This is a genomic window from Mesorhizobium sp. WSM4887, from assembly GCF_029625865.1.
Classification (GTDB): Bacteria; Pseudomonadota; Alphaproteobacteria; order Rhizobiales; family Rhizobiaceae; genus Mesorhizobium.
In genome coordinates this window covers 608349-632832 of record NZ_JARTVP010000003.1, presented here as the reverse complement: position 1 = coordinate 632832, position 24484 = coordinate 608349, and the positions used below count along the sequence as shown (strand labels likewise).

Genomic DNA, 24484 nt, shown 5'->3' with positions numbered 1-24484 from the left:
AGACTGCCCGAGCCTCAGCGTTCCTTGACATAGGGCACGCCGCCGGCGCGCGGCGGGATCGCCTTGCCGATGAAGCCGGCGAGCAGGATGACGGTGAGTACATAGGGCAGCGCCTGCATGAACTGCACTGGCACTTTCCCGAGGATCGGCAGCGGCGAGCCCTGCAAGCGGATCGATGCCGCGTCGAGGAAGCCGAACAGCAGGCAGGCGAACATCGCGTTGACCGGCTTCCATTTGGCGAAGATCAGCGCGGCAAGCGCGATATAGCCCTTGCCCGCGGTCATGTCCTTCACGAAGCCGCCATTCTGGACCATGGAGAGATACGCGCCGGCGACGCCGGTAAGGATACCGGTGCAGATCAGCGCCCGGTAGCGCAGCCAGGCGACCGAAATGCCGGCGGTGTCGACGGCGGCCGGGTTTTCGCCCACGGCGCGCATCCTGAGACCGAAGCGGGTGCGGAACAGCACCCACCAGGTGAACGGCACCATCGCGAAGGCGAAGTAGACCAGGATCGAATGGCCGGAGATCAGCTCGGCATAAACGGGCCCGAGGATCGGCACGTTGCGAACGGCTTCGGCGCCGGGCCACACGATCGCCTCGAAGCGCTCGCCCGGCTGCAGCGCCGGCGTGCGGCCGCCCTGCTCGAACCAGGCCTGGCCGAGGATGATGGTCGAGCCGGCGGCGACGAAGTTGATGGCGACGCCGGAGACGATCTGGTTGCCGCGATGCGTGATCGAGGCGAAACCATGCACCATGGCGAAGGCGACCGAGATCAGGACGGCGGTGCCGAGACCGATAAAGGCCGAATGGAAGACCGATGCCGCTGCAGCGCCGGCGAAGGCGCCGACCAGCATCTTGCCTTCGAGACCGATATCGAAGATGCCGGCCCGCTCTGAATAGAGGCCGGCAAGACAGGCAAGCAGCAGCGGCACCGACAGGCGGATGGTGGAATCCAGGACCTGGACGATCGCGTTGAAACTGTCCATCTCAGGCCCCCTTCCCCTTGACCGCCTGCATGCCGACCGATTTCGGGCTGACCGATGCGAACAGCGCCTGGATATAGGGCCTGAACATATGCTCCAGCGCGCCGGCGAAGAGGATGACCAACCCTTGAATGATGACGATCATGTCGCGGCTGATCGCCGGCATCTCGAAGGCTAGCTCGGCGCCGCCCTGGTAGAGCATGCCGAACAAGATCGCCGCCAGCACGATGCCGACCGGATGCAGCCTGCCCATCAGCGCGACCGCGATGCCGACATAGCCTGCGCCCGAGACGAAATCGATCGCCACATTGTGCTGGTCGCCCATCACGGGGTTGAGCGCCATCATGCCGGCCAACGCACCCGAGATCATCATCGCGGTGAGGATGATGCGGGTTTCCGAAATGCCGGCATAGCGCGCCGCTTTCGGACTATGGCCGTAGGTGCGCATCTCGTAGCCGAGCTTGGTGCGCCAGATCAGCAGCCAGACCAGGAACGCCATCGCCAGCGCCAGCAGGAAGCAGATGTTGAGCGGCGCCGAGCGGATCTTGGCGCCGAACAATTCGATCATCCAGTTGAGCTTCGGCAATTCCGCGCCGGCCAGGAAATTGCGTGTCTGCGGGGCCTGCGATCCGACCGGCTTCAGCGGACCGACCAGTAGATACACCATCACCGAGGCGGCAATGAAGTTGAACATGATGGTGGTGATGACGATGTGCGAGCCACGCTTGGCCTGCAGGTAGGCTGGGATGAAACCCCAGAGCGCGCCGAACGCCGCCGCGGCGACGATCGCCATCGGAAATATCAGCCACCAGGGCAGGACGCTGTCGAATCTCAGGCAGACGAGCGCGATGCCGAGGCCGCCGATATAGGCCTGGCCTTCGGTGCCGATGTTGAACAGGCTGCAATGCGCCGCCACCGCCACCGACAGCCCGGTGAAGATGAAGGTCGTGGCATAGAACAAGGTGAAGGCGATGCCTGTGCCCTTGCCGAAAGCGCCTTCGACCAGGATAACGGCGGCGCGGAACGGATTTTCGCCGACCAGCATGACGACGAAGCCCGCGACGATGAAGGCAACCGACAGGTTGATCAACGGAATCAACCCATAATCGGCCCAGGCCGGCAACTTGGCGTAAGGCGTGCTCATTCGGCGGCCTCCTGGTGCTCGACACCGGCCATCAAGAGGCCAAGCTCGCCTTCCGTCGCTTCCGGTCCGCGTTCGCCGACGATGCGGCCGGCGAACATCACCAGGATGCGGTCGGACAGCGAGCGGATCTCGTCGAGCTCGACCGACACGACCAGCACCGCCTTGCCCTGATCGCGCATGGCGATCAGCCGCTTGTGGATGAATTCGATGGCGCCGACGTCGACGCCGCGCGTCGGCTGGCCGACGATCAGCACGCCGGGATCCTGCTCCATCTCCCTGGCCAGCACGATCTTCTGCTGGTTGCCGCCGGAGAAATTTGCGGTCTTCAGCCGCGGATTGCCGGGACGGATGTCGTATTTCTCGATCTTGTCCTTCGCGTCGGCCATGATGGCATCGACGTTCAGGAACGGTCCCTTGAGATAGCGCTCGTCGTCGTGATAGCCGAGGATCGAATTCTCGTTCTCCTCAAAGGCGAGCACCAGCCCGACATGGTGGCGGTCTTCCGGCACATGGGCGAGACCGCGGTCGCGCAATTCGCCGGGATCGGCCTTGCCGGTCAGGTCGATTGGCTTGCCTTCGAGCATGACCTCGCCCGAGACGGCGTGCCGGATGCCGGAGATCGCCTCGAGCAGCTCCGACTGGCCGTTCCCGGCCACGCCGGCGATGCCGACGATCTCGCCGCCGCGCACGTCGAAGGAGACGTCGTCGACCATGGTGACGCCGCGTGAATCCTTGACCGTCAGGTTCTTGACCGAGAGTTTTGTCGCACCGGCCTCCGACTGGCCCTTCTGCACCCGCAACAGCACGCGCCGGCCGACCATCAGTTCGGCCAACTCGCCGACCGTCGTTTCCTTGGTCACCCTGGTCGCCACCATGGTTCCCTGGCGCATGACCGAGACCGTGTCGGTAACGGCCATGATCTCGCGCAGCTTGTGGGTGATCAGCACCACCGTTTTTCCCTGTTCCTTCAGCTGCTTGAGGATGCGGAACAGATGGTCGGCCTCCGCCGGCGTCAAAACCCCGGTCGGCTCGTCGAGGATGAGGATCTCGGCGCCGCGATAGAGCGCCTTGAGGATTTCGACGCGCTGCTGCAGGCCGACCGGCAGTTCCTCGATGATGGCGTCGGGATCGACCTCGAGGCCGTATTCGCGCTCCAGTCGTTCGAGTTCGGAGCGCGCCTTGGCGATGCTGCTCTTCAACAGCGCGTCGGTCTCGGCGCCGAGGATGACGTTCTCCAGCACCGTGAAATTGTCGACCAGCATGAAATGTTGGTGCACCATGCCGATGCCGAGCGCTATCGCGTCGTTTGGGGTGTTGATCGACACCGTCTTGCCCGCCACGCGGATTTCGCCGCTGTCGGCCTGGTAGAAGCCATAGAGGATCGACATCAGCGTCGATTTGCCTGCGCCGTTCTCCCCGACAATGCCATGGATGGTGCCGCGCGTGACTTCCAGGTTGATGTCGCGGTTGGCGCGCACGGCGCCAAAACTCTTGTTGATGCCTATGAGCTCGATTGCGGCTTGCGCCATGCAGCCTGTCCCACTCGTTATTTTTTTATCACTTGGTCAAAATGCCTAGCATGATGCCCCGCCCGTGCCAATTGGCCGGAACGCCATTCACTCTCGACAAATCCCCCCGCGCTTGTCAATTTCGAAGGTGGCCGGGAGCTTCACATTCACAGAGACCGAGATGATGACGATGCCTGACGATCGGCTGACGACGCTGGAAATCCGCGCCGCCGAGCAGGAAAAGACGATCGAGGAACTGTCCGGCCAGATCGCCGAGCAGTGGACGGTGATCGAGCGCATGGAACGCAAGCTGGCCGCCCTTGCCGACCGATTCCTGGCACTGGAGGAGCAGGCCGCTCCCGACGTGCCGGTGACCAAGCCGCCGCACTACTGAGCCTGCAGGGGGAGCGAGCGAGTTCGAGGAGAACGGTCATGGCCGGTGAAGGAGACCGCATCGCAAGGGCCGGCGACTATGTCTTCGGCCTGATGGACGAACGGGAGCGTGCTCGCGCCGAGCGCGACCTAGAGATCGATCCCGCCTTTCGCGACGCGGTGCTGCGGCTTGCCGAGCGCATGCGTGCTTTGGAGCTGCAGGGAGCGTCGGCCACGGCTTCGGATGAGCGCTGGCAGCTTGTGCAGCGCCGGCTTGGCGAATTGCCGCAAATGCGGTTTGCCGGGCTGGACAAGGGCGATGCGAAGCCGCAGCCGATCGTGATCAACAAGATCGAGCGCAAGCCTTATGGCGTCGGCCTGCATTCCCTTGGCGGCCGGCTCGGCCTAGCTATCGCGCTCGCCCTGGCGGCCGCCTTCGCGCTGGGCTATCTCGCCGGCACGCTATAGGGCGCACAACATCAAAAGCATCGGCTCGCCCTCCTGCTCGAAAGCTTCCGTGGCAGTCCAGCCAAGCGCTTCGTAGAAAGATCGTGCCTGCCAGGTGTAGAGATAGAGCCGGTTAACGCCGGCCGACGCGGCGTGGCCTTCTATGGCCCTGACCAGCGCCGTGCCAACGCCCTGCCCTCGATACGCCTCGTCAACAACAAGCCCGGCGAGCCACGGCGTCAGATCATGCGCCGGGTCGATCTCGTTGCGGACGAAGAGGCAACTTCCGATCGGCGAGCCGCCGAGGCGGGCGACGACAGCCGCCTCGAACCCGTCGCCTGCGATCAGCCCGCGAAGTCCCGCCATATCCTCTGCGAGCGTCCGCCCGGTGCCTTCAAAGAAGGCGGCCAGGCGCAGCTTGGCGATCGTCTCGACATCGCGCTCCCTCATGGCTTCGATAATCGGTTGCATGATGCTGGTCCCAAAAACAAACCGCCGGGCAAAAAGCCCGGCGGTCTAAGAAGCCTCGTTCAGTTGCCGATCAATATGGGCAGTTGTTGTCGGTGGTGTAATCGTGCACCTGGACCTTGCCGGCGATAATGTCGGCCTTGGCCTTTTCGACCGCCGCCTTCATCTCGTCCGTCACCAGCGCCTTGTTGTTGTCGTCCATGGCGTAGTCGACACCGCCTTCCTTCAGGCCGAGATTTTCGACGCCGCCCTTGAAGGTCCCGTTCTTGCCGTCCATGAAAGCCGTGTAGACGGCAACGTCCACGCGCTTCAGCATCGAGGTCAGCACCTTGCCGGGCTGCAGGCCGTTCTGGTTGGAGTCGACGCCGATGCCGAGCTTGCCGGCATCCGCGGCCGCCTGCAGCACGCCGACGCCGGTGCCGCCGGCCGCGGCATAGACGACGTCCGCGCCCTGATCGATCTGGGTCTTGGCGATCTCGCCGCCCTTGGCGGGGTCGTTCCAGGCGGCCGGGGTATCGCCGGTCATGTTCTGGATGACCTCGGTGGCCCCGGCAGACTTGGCGCCGCCGACATAACCACATTCGAACTTGCGGATCAGCGGGATGTCCATGCCGCCGACGAAGCCGACCTTCTTCGACTTTGACGCCATCGCAGCCAGAATGCCGACGAGGTAGGAGCCTTCGTTCTCCTTGAACACCAGCGAGCGGACATTGGGCAGGTCGACGGCATCGTCGATGATGGCGAAGTTGAGGTCGGTATATTCGGCCGCGACCTTCTTCAGCGCATCTTCCCAGGCAAAGCCGGCCATCACGATCGGGTTGCGGCCGTCCTCGGCGAAGCGGCGCAGCGCCTGCTCGCGCTGCGAAGCGTTGGAGACTTCGAATTCGACATAAGCGACGCCGGTTTCCTTCTTGAATTTCTCGGCGCCGTTATAGGCAGCCTCGTTGAAGGATTTGTCGAACTTGCCGCCGAGATCGTAGAGGATGGCCGGCTGGACATCCGCGGCGAAGGCCGGGAGAACCATTGCGGTTGCGGCCAGGAGGCCGAGAACGATACGTTTCATGTGATCCACACCCTGTCGGTTATTTTCCGTTGCACCGCACACCCTGCCCGGTTCTCCGGCAGGCATGCGACGTCAGGCAGGAAGTGTATGCCCCTCCCGCTCGCGGCCAATCTGGCACGGCCCGAAACAAAATTCACGTGGAATTTTGACCTGTTGGAAAAAGCGTGAAGGCCGACCGTTTCGGGCGGAGTCCGCGTCAGTTGGTCGGGGCGAATTCGTGGCGCCGCCGGCGGTAGCCGAGGGCGTAGAGCAGGAACGCCAATACCGCGAACACGGCGAATCCCGGCTGGCCGAGCACCCAGGCGATGATCCCGTCCCAGACCAGCGGACTGGCCTTGGCGCGCACATAGGTCTCGAACGCGGCGCGCGTGTCGGGCGATACCGCCAGCCAGCTTGCGTTGAGCGGCGTCATGACCAGCGCCGACGCCGCGACAGAGCGCGTGGTGTCGATCACCGCCATGATGACAGAAATCGACAACGCAACCATGGCCGCCAGCCGAAAGATGAAACGCAGCATCCAACGCACTCCCCGGGAACACTCCCGTCTGCCCCGCCAAACGACATAGAGCGTGCACAACCGCCACGCAATCGCGACACGTGATTTTGAGTTAGGCCCTCCGCGCCGCTTTGCGCCGGTTGACGCGCCAGATGGCGAAAATCCCGCCGCCGACGGCTCCGATGATCAGGCCGCCCAAGCCGATGAAGACAGCAAAAAACCCGCAGGCGCCCTCGAAGCAGCTCATATGGGTGGCGTCGGCGATTAGCGACCCCGCGAAAAATCCGATGCAGGCGCCGATGGCGCCACCAAGAATGATGCCGAGCAACGCGGCGACGAGCGAGACCAGGAGCGGCGGGCGTACGGCCTCGGGATTGGCATACACCGTGTCGGCGCCGGCGCCGCGCCGCAGGAGGTAGATGCAGAGCAGGCCGATGGCGATCTCGGCCACCGTGAAGCCCAGCCCTTCGGCCGAGAAGACGAAATCGGGGACAAGAAGCGTGTAGGCCTGACGCACGACGAGCCAAAGGATGATGGCGACCTGCCCGATCGTATAGTGACGCGGGAAACGCGCCGACCGGTTGAAGGCGAGGCCGAGCAGGTAAAGCCCCCACAGAATGGTCACGACGCCGCCGGTCAGCCCGCCGTAGATCAGGAAGAGCACGCTTTCCGGCAGATTGAAGTCGCCGATCAGCCGCCAGCTCGAGATCAGGCCATAGGCCGAAAGCGCCATCACGATGATCAGCCACGCCACCGGGATGAAGGAGAGCCCGCTGTCGGGCCGGCCCGCGGGCTGCTGGTTGATCGATGCCATGTCAGGACGATGCCCCTCGCAAAGCCCAAGCAGTTCCGGGAACTGCGTCGTGGTTTTCCGTCCGGAAGTGCACAAAACAAACGCCTCAGGCAGTCGACAGGCGGCCAGAGCCGAAGTCAAGCGCGGGAAACTCCGCCGGCCGGCCTGTGCACAGCATTCGGCTGCATGGCAGGCCACCGAGGCAGCTTCCGTGTCATCCACGGCAAAAGCCACGGAATGACTTGGCATTCGCTTTCGGATCGACTAGATGAGCCCCGCGCCTGTTTTGCCTAGACGGCTAGAGGTGCCGGGAAAGGGTTGCCTGCCGGTTGAAGGCACCCCAAATTTAGGCCGAGAGGCCTTCCCGAGGGAGATGCATCTCCCCAACCCGTGCGGCGAAACCGGCCGACGCGACATGCAAGACGGAGAGGTGGCCGAGTGGTTGAAGGCGCACGCCTGGAAAGTGTGTTTACGGGAAACCGTAACGCGGGTTCGAATCCCGCTCTCTCCGCCATCAATTTTCCTAATACTATGATATTTTCAAGCTGTTAGCGAAGAGGGAAGACACCTCAAAGCCATCCGCAATTGGCTGTTAGGCAGGTGGCCGGAAAGACGTTTCGTGCGGCCCGCCCACAAGCCCTCATGCTATCGCCGATCGTTATCGCCCTGGCAGCTGACCGATCAGGTTGCAATCGGTCGTGCTGTCTGAACGCGCCGTATAGGTGGCGTAGATCACCAGATCCGTGTTCATGGCGATTTCACGCACCAGCTTTCGACGGACTGCGGTGGCGAACATGGCGGGCTCTGTGACACCGATCGCAAACGCGTCTGGTCCGCCAATGACGCAGCGCTCGAAATAGGACTGCAGGTTGGAACGGCCATACCTCGCGAACCCGTCGGCCCCGCCAATCCGGGGCAGTGCGATAGGCAGCCCGTTGATCGTCACGCCTTCCGCGAGAAGAACCTGCCGGATGGGGTCAAGGAGTGCTCCCGCATTATTGGGTCCGTCGCCGGATATATCAACAACCCTGCGCGGGCTGCGCAAGCCACTATTCGCGAACAGATCATTCGCGGCAGACAATGCGCCGGAAATCGACGTTCCGCGGCCTTCAGTCAACGACAAAGCCGCGAGCCTGTCTGCCAAAGTGAGAGCGTCCTCGCGACTTTGGACGATTGTCCACGGCACGATGACGGTTTGCTGATTTGGCCCTGCCCACTCCAGATAGAGCACTGCAATTCTTCCACGCTCTCCCGACTTGACTGCCCCCGCAATGTCCGCGTGGCGGAAAGCATCGACGTAGCCGTCGCGCTGCACTCTTTGCTCAACTTTGCTCATCGACGGCGAAACGTCCACTGCAAGGATCAATTGCAGATCGACGTCGACCAGGCCGTCCTGGGAACGGTCGGTTGAGTGAGCCTGGGGCGCCATTGCCAAGAACAGGCTCATCAGGCACACGCCTGTGAGCCGGAGCACCGGCCTTGCGCCCACACTTCGAGCAATCTGCACTTCGTCGTCCATGGTGAGCCTCTCGCTGACGCTGCGATTGTCGGTCCGAGGCATCTCGGGGTCACGAACGGCTTCCGATCATTTGCCGAAATCGGCGCTCCCCGCCCGATGTGAATGATGATGGCAAGCGAAACCGTGCTAGGATCGAAACATTGGACTGCGGCTTCGTCTTGAGGGAAACGGCTTGAGTAGCTCGCCGCCCACGATGTTCGTGCTCAACGGCGTTACCGTCGACGTGAGCAGCGAGACCTTGCGCGACAAATCCAACAGCACAATCGCACTTCGTCACCAAACCTTCGCGGTGCTTCGTCACCTTCTGGAGAACGCTGATCGCGTCGTCACCAAGGACGAGCTGATGAGGGCGGTCTGGAACGGGATCGCGGTCACCGACGACAGCCTTGTGCAATGCATTCACGAGATCCGTGCGGCGCTCAATGACGGTCGGCAGGCTGTTGTGGAGACGGTGCCTCGGCGCGGTTACAGGCTGGTCCGTCCTTCAAGCGCCGGCCCAAGAATGGCCACTATCCTGGCTGCCGAACTGGCTGCTGACGGTCGGCCGCCAGGTGAGGCTGAGCGGGGCGCTGCTGTACCTATCGGGCCGTACAGGCAGATCATCGATCGGCTGCTGGTGCAACATGCCGGTCGCGTGTTCTCGAGCGCCGAAGAGAGCGTGGTCGCCGAATTCGCAGGCCCTGTCGAGGCCTTGCGGTGTGCGAGCGACATCCAGCATGAGGTCGATAGACGGAATTGCCAAGTTCCCAAGACAAAGCGCGTGCGCTTCCGCATCGGGCTTCACCTCGGTTATGTCGTCGACGAGGGCGACCACCTCGGGGGCGAGGCGGTCGAGGTCGCAGCCCATCTTCAATCATTGTCACGACCGGGCGGGATTTGCATCACGGAAGCGGTTCATGCCCAGGCTCGAGACCGGCTCCCGCTGGAATTCATCGAGCTTGGCGAGCAGAAGCTGAAGGACGTCGCACGTGCCCTGCGCATCTACCGCGTACCTCTTGCTTCAGAGGAACCGGTCAGGTCGCCATTTCGCGGTCTCGATGCCTTCGAATTCGAAGATGCCGATCTCTTCTTCGGCAGAGCGCGGGCGATTGCTGCCTGCACTTCAAGACTGGAGCAGCTGGCAGCAAGCGGCACCGCATTCCTGCTAATCTACGGCATGAGCGGTTGCGGCAAGTCTTCCCTCCTGCGCGCTGGCCTGCTGCCGTCATTGATCCGGCCCGGAACCGTGGCGGGCATATCGTTGTGGCGCCGCTGCCTGATCCGCCTCTCCGAAGGACCGGATGCATTCGCTGTGCTGGCTGCGGCGCTGCTTAGCGAAGCTGCTGTGCCGGAACTGGCCTGCGAAGTAACAGCCGCGGAGCTCGCTCGGCTTTGCAGGAGCGCGCCGGATCGGGCGCTGGCGATGGTTCGACAGGCACTTGGCAAAGCCGCTGGGTCGGCCCGCTCGCAGATCAGATTGGTTGTCGCCATCGATCAGCTGGAGGAGCTGTTCACGACGGAGAAGCAGCCGGCGACGCGCGAGGCTCTCGTGCGGCTCATGACGCTGCTCGCCGCGAGCGGACTGGCCTGGGTGATCGCGGCGATCCGTTCGGATTTTTTTCACCGTTGCGGTGAGGTCCCGGGGTTCTCGGCGCTCAAGGATGGCCTCTCCAGCTACGAACTCCTGCCGCCGACTGGCCCGGAGATCGGTCAGATCATCCGTGAGCCGGCGGGCGTTGCCGGACTCCGCTTTGAGGAGAATGCCGAGTTGGGGCGACTCGATGACGTGCTGCAGGAGGCAGCAGCTGCCGATCCCGGATCATTGCCGCTTCTGGAGTTTGTGCTCGACGCGTTGTCCCAGGCCGGCCGCCAGCGCCGCGTTCTCACCTTTGCGGATTATCGCGCGCTCGGCGGGCTCGAAGGCGCAATCGCGCGCCGCGCCGATGAAGTCGTGGATTTACTGGCGCCCGAGATCCAGGAGGCCTTACCGACGGTACTGGGCGCCCTCACAACTGCAAGTCTGAGCGATGACACCGTGACGGCACGTCCAGCCCTGCTCACCGAAGTTGCAGGCACTCCCGCGCGATCGGCGCTGGTCAGGGCCCTGATCGACGCGCGGCTCCTCGTCAGCGACGAGAACGCCGCAGGGCGTGTCTTCGTGCGCGTTGCACATGAAGCACTGTTGAGGCGCTGGCCGCGCGCAAGTGACATTGTGAATGCAAACCGGAATTTTCTCGAGACGCGCGAACGCCTCAGGGCTGATGCCCACCGATGGCACCTGGAAAGCAGGAATCGAGAGCTTCTCCTTCCCTCCGGCAAACGTCTGGCGGAGGGCGAAGAACTAATGTTGTCGAGACGGGAGGAGATCGACGATTATGTCCTTGAGTACATCGAGGAGTCTTTGCGTGCCCATCGGCAGAAAGAGGAGAAGGACCGGCACGCAGCGCTAGCGCTGATCGAGGCCGCCGAAGAGGCAAAACACGAGCGCCTGGAGCGCGAAGCCGAGCGCCGGAGCCTGGCGGCGGCCGCAGCAAACCGGCTTTCCCGACGTACCCGCAACGCAGCGATTGTGGCGATAATGCTCGCTCTCATCGCGGGCGCAGGCGCGCTGGTCGCCTTCAGGGCGCAGGAGGAAGCGAGGTCGCAACGCGACCAGGCGATGCGCAATCAGTTCCTTTCGCTCTCGTTCCTTTCGGAGCAGTCCACCGCGGCAGGCAGCACCGAGGCTGCGATCCTCTTGGCGCTTGAAGCACTGCCCTCAAAAGACCAATCCGAGCGGCAATATCTGTTCGAGGCGGAGGCAGCCCTCTACAAGGCTCTGCTGGCGCACCACCAGATCAAAATCTTCCGGCATGGCGCCGGCGTGACGGATACGGCATTCAATCCGAGCGGCGATCGCATCGTCACCGCATCCTACGACAAGACTGCAGCCGTCTGGGACATCTCCAGCGGTGCCGAAACTGCAGTTCTAATGGGTCATGAAGCGGCCTTGGAGAGGGCTGAATTCAGCCCGGACGGGAGCCGTATCCTGACGGCGGCGAGGGATGGCACTGCACGTCTCTGGGACGCTGTCTCGGGAGAGCAGCTCTTTATCATGCGCCCGGTAGGCAATTATCCGACGGCAATCTTCAGCCCGGATGGCACCCGGGTGCTGACGGCGGGGGAGAACAGCGATGCAACGCTCTGGGATGCTCGGACCGGAAAGAAAGTTCTAGGTGTAAAAAGCGACGCATATACGCGTGCTGTTTTCAGTTCAGACGGCCGCAGCTTCGCGACGGCAGGCAAGCATTTTGTTTCGATCTGGAATAGCGCAGACGGCGCGCTGACGCGGTCAATGCGAGTGACCTCCTGGCCCTACAGCCTGGCGTTCAGCCCGGACGGAAGCCGGATGCTGGCCGGCCCGTGGGGTTGGCATTCACACCGAGACACTTCCAGCCTTTTCGATTTGTCGAAAGGAACGGAGATCGCAAAGCTGGCCGGCAGCAAGAGCGACACGCAATTGAACGGCGTCATTTTCAGTCATGGGGGTCAGCGAATCGCCACGGTATCCATCGATGGCACTGCCCGAATTTGGGATGGAGCGTTGGGAACGCTGGATGATGTGCTAGGCCAAGAGGTGTCGGGGTTGAAGGCAGACATCGATACGGATGAACGCGATGTGGAGATGAACGGTGCTTTCACTCCGGACGACCGCTTCCTGGCGACTGCCTCGGTCAATGGGCCGATCCGCATCTGGGACGCTGAACGCGCCTCGTTGGTGACGACGATCGCCGGTCATGAATCCTTGGTCGAGCATATGGAATTCAGCCCGGTCGACAGCAACATTCTTCTCACTGCTTCACACGATGGCACCGCTCGGCTGTGGGATGTCGACGGCGCGCTGACGACTGCGCTCTCACATGAATATCGGCCGACTTTCGCGGTCTTCAGTCCCGACAATGTCCACCTGCTGACCGGCGGCGGCGACAGCGCGGCGCACTTGTGGGATGTCGTGAGCGGGCGCGAGACAATCCGGCTCGATACACATGAGATCGTTCAAAGCGCGACGTTCAGCCCAGATGGAAGGCGCGTCGCGACGGCATCTCTTGGGGGGCAGGTCCGTGTTTGGGATGTGGCCACGGGACACGAGACCGCCCAGTTCCGATCACATCGCGGCCTGATCCAGATCCAGTTTGGTCGCGACGGCAAATCGCTTCTCTGCGCATCGATGAACGGCACCGCGCAGCTGTGGGACGCGGCGACCGGCACCGAGCTAGCCGCCATCAACACGAGCAGCAACCTACCGCAGGCCATTCTTAGCCCTGACGGAAATCTGATCCTCTCGGCCAGGGAAGACAATGCGGGCCACCTCTTGACGACGGGCGGAGCCGAGCTCAGGGTTCTTGTGGGGCATCAGGATCGCATCACGGCAGCGGCCTTCAGCCCGGACGGTCAACTCGTCGCCACGGGCTCACTCGACCACACGGCTCGCATTTGGTCGACCACGGACGGAGCAAACGTCAGAACGCTAGTGGGACACACCGGCGCGGTAACGGTCGTCGCCTTCAGCCCCGACGGTCAGTTGCTGCTGACCGGCTCGCGCGATGGAACCATCCGGATCTGGAGCGTCGCTGGCGGACTGGAAAGGGCCGTTCTAAGGGGCCACAGCGGCGCGGTGGACAGCGCCCAGTTCAGTCCCAACGGTTTGTATGTCGTGACCGCGTCCTCGAAGGATCGCACGGTCCGGCTCTGGGCGACGCAATCGGGACGCCAGATTGCCGTCCTTGGCAGCCACGACGAAGCAACCATTCTACTGGGCTTTACACGCGCAGCTTTCAGTTCCGACGGCACCCGCGTTGCAATTGTTTCCGGCGAAAAAGATGTCCGCATCCTTCGCGTCTTCCAAACGTCCCGGGACCTCATTGACTTCGCCCGGCGCACCGTCCCTCGCGAACTCACCGCTTGCGAGCGGCGAAGCTTCTTCCTTCCTGAAGACCCTGCAATTGGCACTTGTCCGGGCTGAGGTCGACAACGGGGTCAGAGCCCTTGTGATCAATCTGCGATGCCAGGCCGATACCGCAGCATGTTTTCGATCTTCTTCGTCCGCTGTGGAGGGTGCGTAGCAGCCATTCCGGGTCTGGGTTGGGCATTCTGATCGAATTCATAAGAAACTGGGATGGAGACGTGTCTGTACCTCAGACAGGTAGGCTTGCCGGTCGCCATCCAAGGCAACCGTGAAGCAAACAGCGCAACGAGCCGGCGCGAAAGCCAAATTTTTTCAATTATTTAGATGCGAACTCGAAAGACGCTCTCTTCGCCAGCACTCCAACGGTCGGGATGGCGGCAAGCCGCATCGTGGGCGGCTCAGATTGCGCGCTCTGGGGTGTGGATCGGCCTATGGTTCGTCCTTGTCGATCCCGATGCTCTCGCCCTCGCCATGCACCTGGTTCCGGTCCCAATCGTTGGTCTTGTCAGGCGTTTTCGCGGCAGCTTTTTGGTTTTCCCGTTCCTTGTCCTTGCGGGGCTTAGGACCGGGCAGATCGCGCGATGATTTGGGTTCCATTGAGGTGTGTCCCTGTCAGTCGAACAGAACCCAACGTGGGCTGAGCTCGAATGTTCCGGCGCTTTGCCGGCGATATGCATTGCAAGGACATCCCGGCGTCCTGCGGAAGGAACCGGGCAGCCCACAGATACGTTCTGGCGCTCATGGATGAGCTTGTTGAACGTTTCGGGCAGCAAACCTGGCTGCCATTTTCCGTAATTTCAGCCAGGCTTTTACTGGCTGCGGTTCTTGGCTCACTCGTCGGCATGGAGCGTGAATGGCGTAACCGGCCGGCCGGGCTGAGGACGCATATCCTGATCTGTCTAGCAACCGCCTTGATCGCCATCCTGGCCATCGAAATCACCCATCTCCCCGTCTTCGATGGCCAGGAGATAGCCATTGACCCCATCCGCCTGATTGAAGCCACAACTGCCGGCGTCGCATTCCTGGCTGCAGGGCTAATATTCTTCTCCAAAGGGGAAGTTCAGGGGCTGACGACCGGCGCGGGAATGTGGCTGGCCGGTGCCATTGGATTGGCAGTGGGTCTCGGGTTCTGGCAGATCGCAATTCTTGGCACAGTCTTGGCGCTGATCGTGCTAGGGCTTTTGCAGCTGGTGCAGGTTGCCCCAAAGGACAAGCAATAGTCGGAGCATTTGGAGGCAGGGCGTCCAGTCCCTGCGCTTGTCGGCGTTACAGTGTTTTGCTGAATTGCAGATTCCGATCGTCTCGGCCGGCGCACTCATGGCAGATCATGACCTGTCACCAGATCAAGTGCAGACACCCATGGTCCGGCCCGACAAGGCAGGAATCCTCCTAGCCATTTTCGGCTCTGCGCAGCAGCCGCGACAAGTGCTGCCGATGCATCGCCTGCATGTCTTCAAGCAGTTGGAGGAAGCGCAGGGCGTCATCGGTCGGCAATCCCTGATCGCTGAGGTCGGCAACCAACTCGTGCTGAAGGCGAAGGTGCCGCTCGCCTTCGTGAACATGCCGCCTGGCCTTTTCGATATCATCGTCGATTGCCATTTACCGGAACGTCGCTGGTGTCGTGACGTTCCTCGGGTGGGCTGTCCAAGATTGGAACTGATTGCGCGGCCATGACTTGTTATGGAGCGGTCGTTTACCGTTGGGACGTAGCCGTCTCGGCAGCACAAAGCCCCGTCGCTTACGCTCATTAGCTGCGACGGGCTTTTCAAGTCTTAGAAAATGTTAATGTCGGTTGCCGCAAGCGCGGCGCATAATGGAACTCTGCCCCGCTGCGCGGGGTAAGGGCCCGGCCTGTATGTCAAGCCCCCAACCCCGCCCGGCAGGCCGGGCTACTTTGATCCACAAAAGCGAACTTTTGCACCGTCCGGTCCGCCGCGTGGCGAGAACGGCGGCCTGCGGCACGTGAAGGCAGCCGAACGTCGTCAGCGTCTCGCGAGACAACGGATCGGCGAGCAACGCGAATGCACGGCGGAACCAATAGGCAAGGGCGCGGTTGGGGCAGATGGTCGCCTATAACGAAACAACTGATCCCGCGCTTACCGGTGCACGCGGTCGAGGCCGGATTTTGCGCCCTCGTTTCTGTCTGTTCGGAAGGAAACGAGGCCATCCTCACCAGCGACATCTGTGTCGGCCTCATTCTTATGAGAACCGGGAAGCAGTCGCGCACGCCCTTGGTCTTAGTCACCAACAGACAAGTTCGTTTGCCGGGCACGAGCCGCTTGCAATAGCTCTGCATCACCTCCCGGGAGTTCTTTGGTGATCGAAGACGATAGCGTCTGTCAGTGGGAACGAATTGACTGCTTGGTTATCGGTGGCGGTCCGGCCGGCCTGGCAGCAGCGACGTATCTCGGGCGCTTTCGCCGCCGGGTCGTCGTTGTCGATTGCGGTCAAAGCCGCGCGAAGCTCATTCCGATTACCCGCAACTGTCCCGGCTTCCCCGACGGCATAGCCGGCGCCGAACTGCTGAATCGGCTGCGGCAGCAGGCTTTGCAGAGCGGAGCCGATCTTAGGCACGATATAATCCACGAGATTGGCCGCGACGGAACGGATTTTATTGCGATCGGTTCGACAGCCATTCGTTCCCGCGCGGCGCTCCTGGCTACTGGCATTGTCGATAAGCTTCCAGAGACGCCTTCGGCAGACGATATGATCAGAGCCGGCACCTTGCGCCTCTGTCCGATCTGTGACGGCTATGAGGTGATCGATAAGCGCGTCGCAGTCCTGGGCCCGGCGGAAGAGGCGGTGAAGAAGGCATTGTTCATGCGGACCTACACTCGCGACGTCACCGTGCTGACGACCGATGCTTCGAGTGAAATTGATGCAGATGCCGGCCGACTGATCCACGAAGCTGGAATCCAGCTCGAGCCCTGCATCCCTCATTCGCTACGACCCTCGGGAGAGCAGGCCACCATTCAACTCTCCAACGGAACAGCATCCTCATTCGATACCGTCTATCCAGCCATGGGATGCACGATAAGGTCGCAACTTGGCCTAGATCTCGGGGCGACATGCAACGAGCTTGGAAATCTTGTCGTGGATGCGCATCAGCGCACGGTCGTGCCAGGCCTGTATGCCGCTGGCGATGTGGTCAACGAAATCAATCAGATTGCTGTCGCATTCGGCCACGCCTCGATCGCAGCCACCGACATGCATAACTATCTTGACGATACCAAGTGCTAGTTTTCACCGGTGAATTGTGATGCATCTTGTTCAGATCCTGCTCCCCTGCTCGGACAACAACGGCCAGCCTTTCGCTCAAGAAGATTTCGACCGCGTGAAGGAAGAACTGGCGAGTCGCTTCGAAGGCGTTACTGCTTACCTTCAGGCGCCTGCCGACGGTTTGTGGAAAAAGGGTGCCGAGTCCAACGCCGACAAGATTGTGATCTTCGAAGTCATGGCCAACGAGGTCGATCTCATCGACTGGCGTGAACGCCGGATCGCACTCGAGCGGTGGTTTCGACAGGAGAAGGTGGTTATCCGCTACATGCCGATCGCGCTGGTGTAGTCGTTCTTGTCCATGCACGGGAAATCAGAGCCGGCGCCTCTCCTCCCGGCGTAGCTCAGATGAGTTCGCTCGGCCCGTCGGCATCAGCCGGTCCCGAACCATTCGATGGCCGGGCGGGTGATCATCAGCCATAAGATAGCGGCGACCGCGCCGAAGGCCGGAAAGCCGAAGACGAACCAGAGCCGGAAAAGCCGGTGATAGCGCGGCGGAAGCAACTGGCCGGCTTTCGCCGCCGCCAGGGCAAGATCGCGCATCTCCATCTGCATCCAGACCACGGGAAGCCAAAAAACACCGGTCACGACGTAGAGAAGGATCGACAGCGCGATCCAGCCGTCCCAGAGCGAATAGCCGACGAGCCGGGCAAGCGCGACGCCGGTGATCGGTTGCGCTACAACTGCCGTTGCCGTGAACAGGAAATCGGCAATCACGACAATGCGCGCGACCGCGGCCACGGTAGCCGGGTTGCCGGTCCGGTGTGCAAGCAGCATGAAGAAGGCGATGCCAGCGCCCGTCCCCAGCAGAACCGCCGCGCCCACGATATGGAGATATTTGAGACCGAAGTAGAGCATCAGCGCTCCTCCAGGATCGCCAATGCGACGAAGTGCAGAAGAACGATCGGCAGGATCTTCATCAGCGGGCCGAGCGGTTCATTCCACAGATCGGGCCGCAGGAGCGTGCCGGCCAATGCATAAAAAACGCATACGCCGATCGCTCCCCAGAGCCCAACGCGCGCGGTTTTGCGAAGCGCGATGAGAACGCCGATGACCAGGTCGGCCAGCGCGCCGGCGATGACCAACGGCGCCGCCAGCGCGCTCACAGCGGTACCGATCAGGAGTTGGACACCGCTCTGCCATCCGGTTGTCAGGGATATGATTCCGGTGATGATCCAGAAGAACGGCAGCACCGTGAAGATCGCGGGTTTGATGAAGTAAAGGCCGGCAAACCATCTGTCCTGCACCGTGGCTGGGTTTGCGGCGAGTGCTGTCGGGAGACCTCGCGGCTCGATCCCGGTTGTCGCCTTCCAGGGTCCGGGATCACCCGTTGCTCCCCGGCTGATCTCAAGGGCGGCGTTGGTGCGCATGGGAGGGCGCCATCCCAGCACACTGACGGCGTCACCCAGCCGATAAAGTAGACGCGCCGCCCATCTCGGGAGAGCCAGGACGCGAGCCTCGTCCCATCCAAGCCACCTGCGGTAATGCGCGACTACCTCCTCCATGGCGAAGGCGTCCGGACCAGCAAGGTCGAGAGCGATCCGTGACGGGCTGTCAGGGCTGAGGAAAAACGCCACCGTTTCGACCACGTCCTCAAGTTGAACCACCTGCAGACGGCCGGAGCCGGGCATGGAGGGCAGCAGAGGAAGCGCGGCAAGACCGCGAAACAGGGCGCTCGCTCCAAAAACGGGGCGGCCCAGAACGACGGAGGGTCTCAGCACGACCCAATCCAAGTCGAGCGTCATCAAGGCCTCCTCGCCGGCATATTTGCTGGCGGAGAAGGCCGAGGGTTGCTCACGATCGACGCCGATGGCGGAAAAGTGGATGACCCGGCGCACCCCGGCTTGCTGGCAGGCACGAAACAGCGCCGCTGCGCCCAATGCATGAACCCCTGTCGTATCTTCGCTAGCGCTGTCCTGCAGAACACCGGCACAATTCACCACCACGTCAACGCCTTGAAGAGCACTGCCCCAGTTCTCGGGGGCGAGCGCCTTCGCCATATCGATGGCGACCGTTCCCGCCTCCCCGGCCCGGCTTGATCGGCGTCGTGAGGCCCGCACGACCTCGTGCCCTGACGCGACCAAACGCGCGCACACGGCTGTGCCGATGAGACCGTTCGATCCCGTTACGAGAACCTTCATTGCCGATGTCCCGCCGGACAAGACAGCGCGGCGGGCCGAAGGGTCGGATCGTTCCGCAGAACGCGCCGCCCGGTCACCGGCTTCTCCTCTCGGCTTGTTGGTCGAACGCCTCGATGGCGGCGCGTTCCATTTCTCTCAGTGATCTCGAAAGCGTCAGGCCCCAAACAACATGAGCTGCAATCATCAGCATGTTTCTCCTGATGGGGTGACGGTGCGCCGGGGTCAGAATGCGTGCGGCGGGAATCCAACCGAGATAGCTCAGCGCCCAGATGCATAAACCATAGGCGATCCCGCTCCCTCGAGTGGTGGGCAGCAGGGCAAACAAAGCACCGGTGAGACCGCCAAACCCGAAATGCGCAAGCAGTGTTCTTGAACGTGCTTCGCGCTCGTCAACAGCTGGAAAAGTGCGGTCGACGATCCCGCGAGGCGGAAGCGGATAGCGCTCGTCGTCGGGCAGGACTGCGTGCAGGCGCCTCATCGTTGCTGTCATCGCCATGGTCGCCGCGACGCCTGCCACAGCCCCAAGCAGCGCCTTATCGAGCGGCCGCATTGCTCACCATCTCTTCTCCATTGGGATCGAAAGACCTTTGCGTCCAGCCTGACGTCGACGCTTCAGGCCAGAAGCAAGAATCAACGCCGTCGTCCTCGACCCTCACTTCGCTTTAAAACCTCCATCAACCCGGCAAGCCGGTCAGGGAGCCACCTCTCGGTCCGAAACAGCGGAAGTGCACGCAGATGGCGCCTCATTATCTCACTGGAAAACTGGCGCCTCAGTAGCTGCGCAATCTGCTCATTATTATGTCTTCTATGTCCAACCATTTTCGTGACCGCAATCGGTTCGGTCACCAAACCGGAAAGACTTGCAGTTTGTTCCTGGACAGCTGAGCTCTTCTGTCAGGTCCATCATGCTAAGTGCTCGTCGTCCTGTTCTGAGGTTGGCCATCCGTGTTTTCGCCGAATTGCACCCGACGACGGGCGCCGATATTGGAGCGCGACCGGGGCGGGTCGCACCAAGAATGGTGACATGGGCGGCGCCGCCAACATCCAGAAGGCGCCGGCGCGGGCAGCAGCCGCCACTCGCAGAACCAGGTAATCCTATTGGCCGCGAAGCAAGCTCTCGAAAGCTTCCTCGAACAGCCTGGCCATCTCGGCATAGCCGTCGTCGGACGGATGCAGGCCGTCGCCGCAATCGAAGGCGGCGAGCAGCCTCGACGGGTTGGCGGGATCGGCCAGCGCACGCTCGAAATCGACGACGGCATCGGCTTCGCCCGATGTCCTGATCCAGGCGTTCACCGCCTCACGGTCGCGCTCCTTGGTCGGAGAGTAGAAGGTTCTGAGCGGCTGGCCTTCGAAGGCGCCGCTGAAGGGCGGCAGCGTGCCAAGCAGCACCTTGATGCCGTTGAGGCGGGCGCGTGCGATCAATTGCCGGTAAGCCGCGATCAGGCTTTCGACGGCGACGGCCTCCTGGCGACCGGCAAGCATGGTTTCCGGCCAGCCGATGTCGTTGATGCCTTCCAGCACCGAGACCCATCGGACGTTGGGAAAGCCCAGAACGTCGCGGTCGAAGCGGGCGAGCGCGTTGGCGCCGCGGGCGCGGCTGGCAAGCACGCGGTTGCCGCCGATCCCCTGGTTGAGGACGCCGATGCATGACAGCCGGCCGCTTTTCGCAAACCGCTCCGCCAGCCGGTCCGGCCAGCGCGCATTGCCGTCGACGGTCGAGCCGAAGCCGTCGGTAATGGAATCGCCGAGACAAACCAGAGAGCCGCTGTCCGGCCCGCTCTCGACCAGCACGGCGCTGAGGAAATAGCGGCTGGTCGAGGTCTGCTGCACCGGCAGTTCGGCTGCGCCGGCGAAGTCGCCGATTTCGGAGATGTAGGCGGTCTGCTGCGCCTCGTAGTGATAGGTCTCGATCGGAGCGAAATCGGGGAAATAGAGGCTGATCGCGATCTGCCCGAGATCGGGAACCGCTAGGTCCACAACATCGCTGAGCAGCGGCGCGCCGGGCGCTAGATCGGTCTGCCGTTCGCCGCCGAACGTCACCTGCCGGATGCTGCCGGCGTCGACCGCGCCGTCTTTCGCGGCAAGCGCGACGGTCGCGGCGCCTATCCGAATCGGCGAGCCGCCATATTCGTTGGACAGCCTCAATCGCAACCTCTCACCGCCGGTGCTGACGCGCACGACTTGGCGTACCGTCTGCCGGTGGAAGCCATAGAGCACGGCGTCTCCCGGCCAGACGTTCATCGGGCTTGCGCTCCAGGTTCCGATCCAGTGCTCCATTCTCTCCATCCCTTCGGTTTCGGCCCGCGGCCCTCACACAGATAGCCGCGGCTTGCGGCGCGAGCTACCGGTTGCGCTTTCCGCGACACATAGATTTTTGACTCCGAATGCAACGCGCCGGAGGTCGAGCATGTTGTAGCGCAGTCGTAATCGCGGCCTCGGCTTTCACTAGCGGAATCAAAAAAGTACTAACACCCGTCCCGGAACGTGGTGGCTGGCCGGATAGCGCGCGCCTAGCCTGATCAGATCGTCCGGGGGAGGAAATGTTCCGGGGGATGTTTGGGGCCGAGTGCCCCGCCGGGCGGGCTTGGTGGAAAGCTCTACCGGCAAAGATTCTAACCATTTCAGGGAGCGAGACATGGGTTGCGAGACCAAGAGCTTAACATTGAACCGCCGCGCGCTTTTGCAGGGCGCGGCAGCCACTGCCGGCGGCCTGTTGCTGGCGGGCGGCGAGCGCGCCGCGGCGCAAGGCACGACCTCCAAGGTTGTGGCTTGGGAGACCGGCTATCTCGGCTTCTTCTTCTTCGTCGTGCTGCAGGAGGCGCTGAAGCGCAAGGTCGAAGGCCTCGGCCTGGAATTCGTCGGCAAGGACGCCAATGGCGATGCCAACGCGCAGGTCAACGACTGGAACAGCCTGCTCTTGCAGAAGCCGCGCTACCTCATTTCCGACGCGCTGGATTCGGAGCTGCTCATCCCACTGAGCAAGAAGGCGAAGTCGCTCGGCGTGCCGCTCGGCATGGTCGACACCGTGCTTACCGGCGGAGAGGTAGCCGCTTCGGTGACCTTCGACAACAAGCAGTCGGGCGTCATGGCGGCGGAGAAGACCGCCGAGCTGCTCACCAAGAAGCACGGCTCGCCGAAGGGCAGCGTGCTCAACAATTACGGCTCGCTGACTGCCGTGGCGCTGCGCGATCGCAAAGACGGTTTCGAGGACACGCTTAAGAGCAAATATCCCGACATCGAGATCATCTCGCGGCCGCAGAACAACCAGCATGAGCAGGCGCTCGCCGTGGTCTCGGCGACGCTGCGCGAGCGGCCGGACCTCGACGCCATCCACATGCCGACCGACATCTTCGTCGTTGATGCCCGCAAGGCACTCGAAACGCAGAAACGGCTGTTCCCGGTCGGCCATGAGAAGCACATCATCCTGACCAGCATCGATGCCTCGCCGAATGCGCTGGAATGGGTGAAGGCGGGTGAGATCGACGCCGACATCGCGCAGGACCCGATCGCCTATGTCGAGATCGTCGTCGACCTGCTGGAAGAGTACACGCTGAAAGGGAAGCCGGTTCCGATCGGATCTTACGAAAACAAGAAGTATTTTTGGGAGAAGGGCACGATCGCCGACAGCCCGTCCGGCCCGCTGCTCACCATCCCGCCCTACTTCCTCACCAAGGAAAATGCCGACGACCCGCGCCACTGGGCCAATGTCGTGACCCAGGTGTGGAAGATGCAGCAGAACGCCGGCTGAGATCGCAGCCGACGAGGCGGGTGAGAACGCGCCCATCGCGTTCTCACCTCATTTCGAGATTGCCGGTTATCCCAATGGTCAACGCCGACGGCACAATCGTGCCCGCTAGCCTTGCGCAGGACGGTGCCAACGCTGTTCTGACCGTCGACAATGTCTTCAAGCGCTTCGGCCCGCTTGCGGTGTTGGACGGCGTCTCGCTGAGCGTGTCGCGGGGCGCGATCCATGGCCTGCTCGGCAAGAACGGCGCTGGCAAATCGACGCTGTCCAACATCATCGCCGGGCTGTTGCGTCTCGACAGTGGCACCATCCTGTTGAATGGGGAGGACGTGTCGGCTCTGCCGTTGACGGCGCGCAAGAAGCGCGGGCTCCACCTTCTGTCGCAGCATTCGGAGATCTTCGAAGACCTCTCGATCGGCGAAAATCTTCTGCTGCCGGATCTGCCGAGACGCTACGGCCTGACCGACTGGTCCGCGCTCCGTCGCCTGGCGGTGCGCCAGCTCGAAAGCCACGGCATGCCGGTCGATCCGAGGCGGCGCGCCGGCGACCTCGGCGCCAGCGACAGGCGCAGGCTCGCCATCATCAAGGCGGTCGCGGCCGAAGCCTCGCTGATCATCCTCGACGAGCCGACCGCAGGCCTTGCGGCGGCCGAGCGGCTGCATCTGCTGGAATGGGTCGAGAGCCTCACCCAACGCGGCACGTCTTTCATCTACATCTCGCACCACAACGACGAGGTGCGCCAGCTCTGTTCGGAATACACGGTGCTGCGCGACGGCAAGGTGACCGCCAGCGGCAAAGCGGCGGAGCTTTCGGCCGAGGCCATGGCGCGCGTCATCACCGGCGCCGACGTCGCCGAATTCCACCGCGCCCGCAAGGATCATGGCGCGGCCATCGAGCTCAGCGGGCTATCCTTTTCCGGCGGCGGCCCGGTCGATCTTGCGATCGGCCACGGCGAGATCGTCGGCCTCGTCGGCCTGCTCGGCGAAGGGCCGCAGGAATTGATGCGGGCGCTGGGCGGCCTGGGGCCCATCGAGGCCGGTGCCGTCCTGATCGATGGCCGGGAAGCGCGTCTCGGCTCGCCGGGGCAGAGCCTCGGCTCGGGCATTGCCTACCTCACCCATGACCGCATCGGCGAAGGCCTGGTCGGCTCGATGTCGGTGACCGAGAACCTCAACCTCGGCAATTGGCCGCTATCGCTCGGCTGGCTGGTGAGCGGCGCCGGCATGAACCGCCGCATGCGCGAGGCGCGCGGCGCCATGGAGATCGTCATGGGCAGCGGCGCCCAGGAGATCGGCGAGTTGTCTGGCGGCAACCAGCAGAAGGTGCTGCTTGGCCGGCTGCTGGAACGCAAGCCGAGATTGCTTCTGCTCGACGAACCGACCGTCGGCGTCGATGTCGCCGCCAAGGAGCAGATCCACCGCCTGATCGACGATGCGACGAAGGAGGGCGTTAGCGTGCTTCTGCTCGCGCAGGACCCGGAAGAGATGCAGCGCCTCGTCGACCGTGTGGTGATCTTCTCCAAGGGTCGAATCGCGCGAATGCTGCGCGGCGCCGAGATCACCATCGATGCGATCGCCGAAGCGAGAGCGGCGCGATGACAGGGGC

At 62.7% G+C, this 24484-nt stretch carries 22 protein-coding genes and 1 tRNA gene; 10 read left to right on the top strand and 13 right to left on the bottom strand.

Going from position 1 to position 24484, the window contains the following annotated elements:
• Positions 1-14: 14 nt before the first annotated feature.
• From P9230_RS16655 to P9230_RS16645, 3 genes are read right to left on the bottom strand one after another with little or no spacing between them, the layout of a single operon-like run.
• Positions 15-986 (bottom strand): ABC transporter permease, encoded by a 972-nt coding sequence (locus P9230_RS16655; protein ID WP_095778796.1) that lies wholly within the window; start codon positions 984-986, stop codon positions 15-17.
• Between the two features lies 1 nt (position 987).
• Complete coding sequence (locus P9230_RS16650) at positions 988-2127, bottom strand: ABC transporter permease (protein WP_278119976.1); 1140 nt, start codon at positions 2125-2127, stop codon at positions 988-990.
• Positions 2124-3656, bottom strand: a complete 1533-nt coding sequence (locus P9230_RS16645) for an ABC transporter ATP-binding protein (RefSeq protein WP_278119974.1) — start codon at positions 3654-3656, stop codon at positions 2124-2126. The genes P9230_RS16650 and P9230_RS16645 overlap by 4 nt, the downstream gene beginning before the upstream one ends.
• Positions 3657-3819: 163 nt before the next feature.
• On the opposite strand from P9230_RS16645, the gene P9230_RS16640 reads away from it, so the two are divergent.
• Positions 3820-4029 (top strand): SlyX family protein, encoded by a 210-nt coding sequence (locus tag P9230_RS16640; protein WP_067002641.1) that lies wholly within the window; start codon positions 3820-3822, stop codon positions 4027-4029.
• A gap of 38 nt (positions 4030-4067) precedes the next feature.
• Positions 4068-4475: a hypothetical protein gene (locus tag P9230_RS16635; protein WP_278119972.1), complete on the top strand. Its 408-nt coding sequence runs from the start codon at positions 4068-4070 to the stop codon at positions 4473-4475.
• Here P9230_RS16635 and P9230_RS16630 read toward each other — a convergent pair.
• The 4 genes from P9230_RS16630 to P9230_RS16615 form a co-directional block, all read right to left on the bottom strand.
• Positions 4470-4925: a GNAT family N-acetyltransferase gene (locus tag P9230_RS16630; protein ID WP_278119970.1), complete on the bottom strand. Its 456-nt coding sequence runs from the start codon at positions 4923-4925 to the stop codon at positions 4470-4472. The two genes, P9230_RS16635 and P9230_RS16630, sit on opposite strands and share 6 nt — an antisense overlap.
• A 70-nt stretch (positions 4926-4995) precedes the next feature.
• The gene (locus P9230_RS16625) at positions 4996-5985 is read right to left on the bottom strand and encodes a BMP family ABC transporter substrate-binding protein (protein ID WP_067325733.1); all 990 of its coding nucleotides are present in this window, start codon (positions 5983-5985) and stop codon (positions 4996-4998) included.
• A 196-nt stretch (positions 5986-6181) separates the two neighbouring features.
• The gene (locus P9230_RS16620) at positions 6182-6502 is read right to left on the bottom strand and encodes a hypothetical protein (RefSeq protein WP_067002648.1); all 321 of its coding nucleotides are present in this window, start codon (positions 6500-6502) and stop codon (positions 6182-6184) included.
• Positions 6503-6593: 91 nt separating this feature from the next.
• Complete coding sequence (locus P9230_RS16615) at positions 6594-7295, bottom strand: hypothetical protein (RefSeq protein ID WP_067325731.1); 702 nt, start codon at positions 7293-7295, stop codon at positions 6594-6596.
• Positions 7296-7698: 403 nt separating this feature from the next.
• Between P9230_RS16615 and P9230_RS16610 the strand changes: the two genes are divergently transcribed.
• A tRNA-Ser gene (locus P9230_RS16610) sits at positions 7699-7788 on the top strand.
• Positions 7789-7932: 144 nt separating this feature from the next.
• On the opposite strand, the gene P9230_RS16605 is transcribed toward P9230_RS16610, so the two are convergent.
• Positions 7933-8793, bottom strand: coding sequence for a DUF1194 domain-containing protein (locus tag P9230_RS16605; protein WP_127324211.1), 861 nt, complete (start codon positions 8791-8793; stop codon positions 7933-7935).
• A gap of 193 nt (positions 8794-8986) precedes the next feature.
• On the opposite strand from P9230_RS16605, the gene P9230_RS16600 reads away from it, so the two are divergent.
• A complete protein-coding gene (locus tag P9230_RS16600; RefSeq protein ID WP_278119967.1) occupies positions 8987-13774 on the top strand; it encodes a winged helix-turn-helix domain-containing protein in 4788 nt (1595 codons plus the stop codon).
• 372 nt (positions 13775-14146) lie between these two features.
• Here the strand turns inward: P9230_RS16600 and P9230_RS16595 are convergent, their stop codons facing one another.
• A complete protein-coding gene (locus tag P9230_RS16595; protein WP_164746634.1) occupies positions 14147-14314 on the bottom strand; it encodes a hypothetical protein in 168 nt (55 codons plus the stop codon).
• A gap of 143 nt (positions 14315-14457) precedes the next feature.
• Between P9230_RS16595 and P9230_RS16590 the strand changes: the two genes are divergently transcribed.
• The 4 genes from P9230_RS16590 to P9230_RS16575 all read left to right on the top strand — a co-directional run bounded on the left by P9230_RS16590 (position 14458) and on the right by P9230_RS16575 (position 17282).
• Positions 14458-14937 carry an MgtC/SapB family protein gene (locus tag P9230_RS16590; protein ID WP_067004189.1) on the top strand — a complete coding sequence of 160 codons (480 nt, stop codon included), beginning with the start codon at positions 14458-14460 and terminating at the stop codon, positions 14935-14937.
• 97 nt (positions 14938-15034) lie between these two features.
• A complete protein-coding gene (locus P9230_RS16585; protein WP_278053919.1) occupies positions 15035-15391 on the top strand; it encodes a hypothetical protein in 357 nt (118 codons plus the stop codon).
• Between the two features lie 642 nt (positions 15392-16033).
• Positions 16034-16957 (top strand): NAD(P)/FAD-dependent oxidoreductase, encoded by a 924-nt coding sequence (locus P9230_RS16580; RefSeq protein ID WP_278119965.1) that lies wholly within the window; start codon positions 16034-16036, stop codon positions 16955-16957.
• Positions 16958-16976: 19 nt separating this feature from the next.
• Positions 16977-17282, top strand: a complete 306-nt coding sequence (locus P9230_RS16575) for a hypothetical protein (RefSeq protein WP_067318770.1) — start codon at positions 16977-16979, stop codon at positions 17280-17282.
• Positions 17283-17365: 83 nt separating this feature from the next.
• Here the strand turns inward: P9230_RS16575 and P9230_RS16570 are convergent, their stop codons facing one another.
• From P9230_RS16570 to P9230_RS16555, 4 genes are all read right to left on the bottom strand, one after another.
• A complete protein-coding gene (locus P9230_RS16570; RefSeq protein WP_095823461.1) occupies positions 17366-17851 on the bottom strand; it encodes a DUF2269 family protein in 486 nt (161 codons plus the stop codon).
• A complete protein-coding gene (locus tag P9230_RS16565; RefSeq protein ID WP_278119962.1) occupies positions 17851-19134 on the bottom strand; it encodes an SDR family oxidoreductase in 1284 nt (427 codons plus the stop codon). Before P9230_RS16565 ends, P9230_RS16570 begins: the two co-directional genes overlap by 1 nt.
• A 73-nt stretch (positions 19135-19207) precedes the next feature.
• Positions 19208-19684 carry a hypothetical protein gene (locus P9230_RS16560; RefSeq protein WP_127247014.1) on the bottom strand — a complete coding sequence of 159 codons (477 nt, stop codon included), beginning with the start codon at positions 19682-19684 and terminating at the stop codon, positions 19208-19210.
• A 545-nt stretch (positions 19685-20229) separates the two neighbouring features.
• A complete protein-coding gene (locus P9230_RS16555; RefSeq protein ID WP_278119959.1) occupies positions 20230-21411 on the bottom strand; it encodes an SGNH/GDSL hydrolase family protein in 1182 nt (393 codons plus the stop codon).
• A 358-nt stretch (positions 21412-21769) separates the two neighbouring features.
• On the opposite strand from P9230_RS16555, the gene P9230_RS16550 reads away from it, so the two are divergent.
• Positions 21770-22882 (top strand): substrate-binding domain-containing protein, encoded by a 1113-nt coding sequence (locus tag P9230_RS16550; protein ID WP_278119957.1) that lies wholly within the window; start codon positions 21770-21772, stop codon positions 22880-22882.
• A gap of 74 nt (positions 22883-22956) precedes the next feature.
• Positions 22957-24477, top strand: a complete 1521-nt coding sequence (locus P9230_RS16545; RefSeq protein ID WP_278119955.1) for a sugar ABC transporter ATP-binding protein — start codon at positions 22957-22959, stop codon at positions 24475-24477.
• Positions 24478-24484 lie beyond the last annotated feature (7 nt).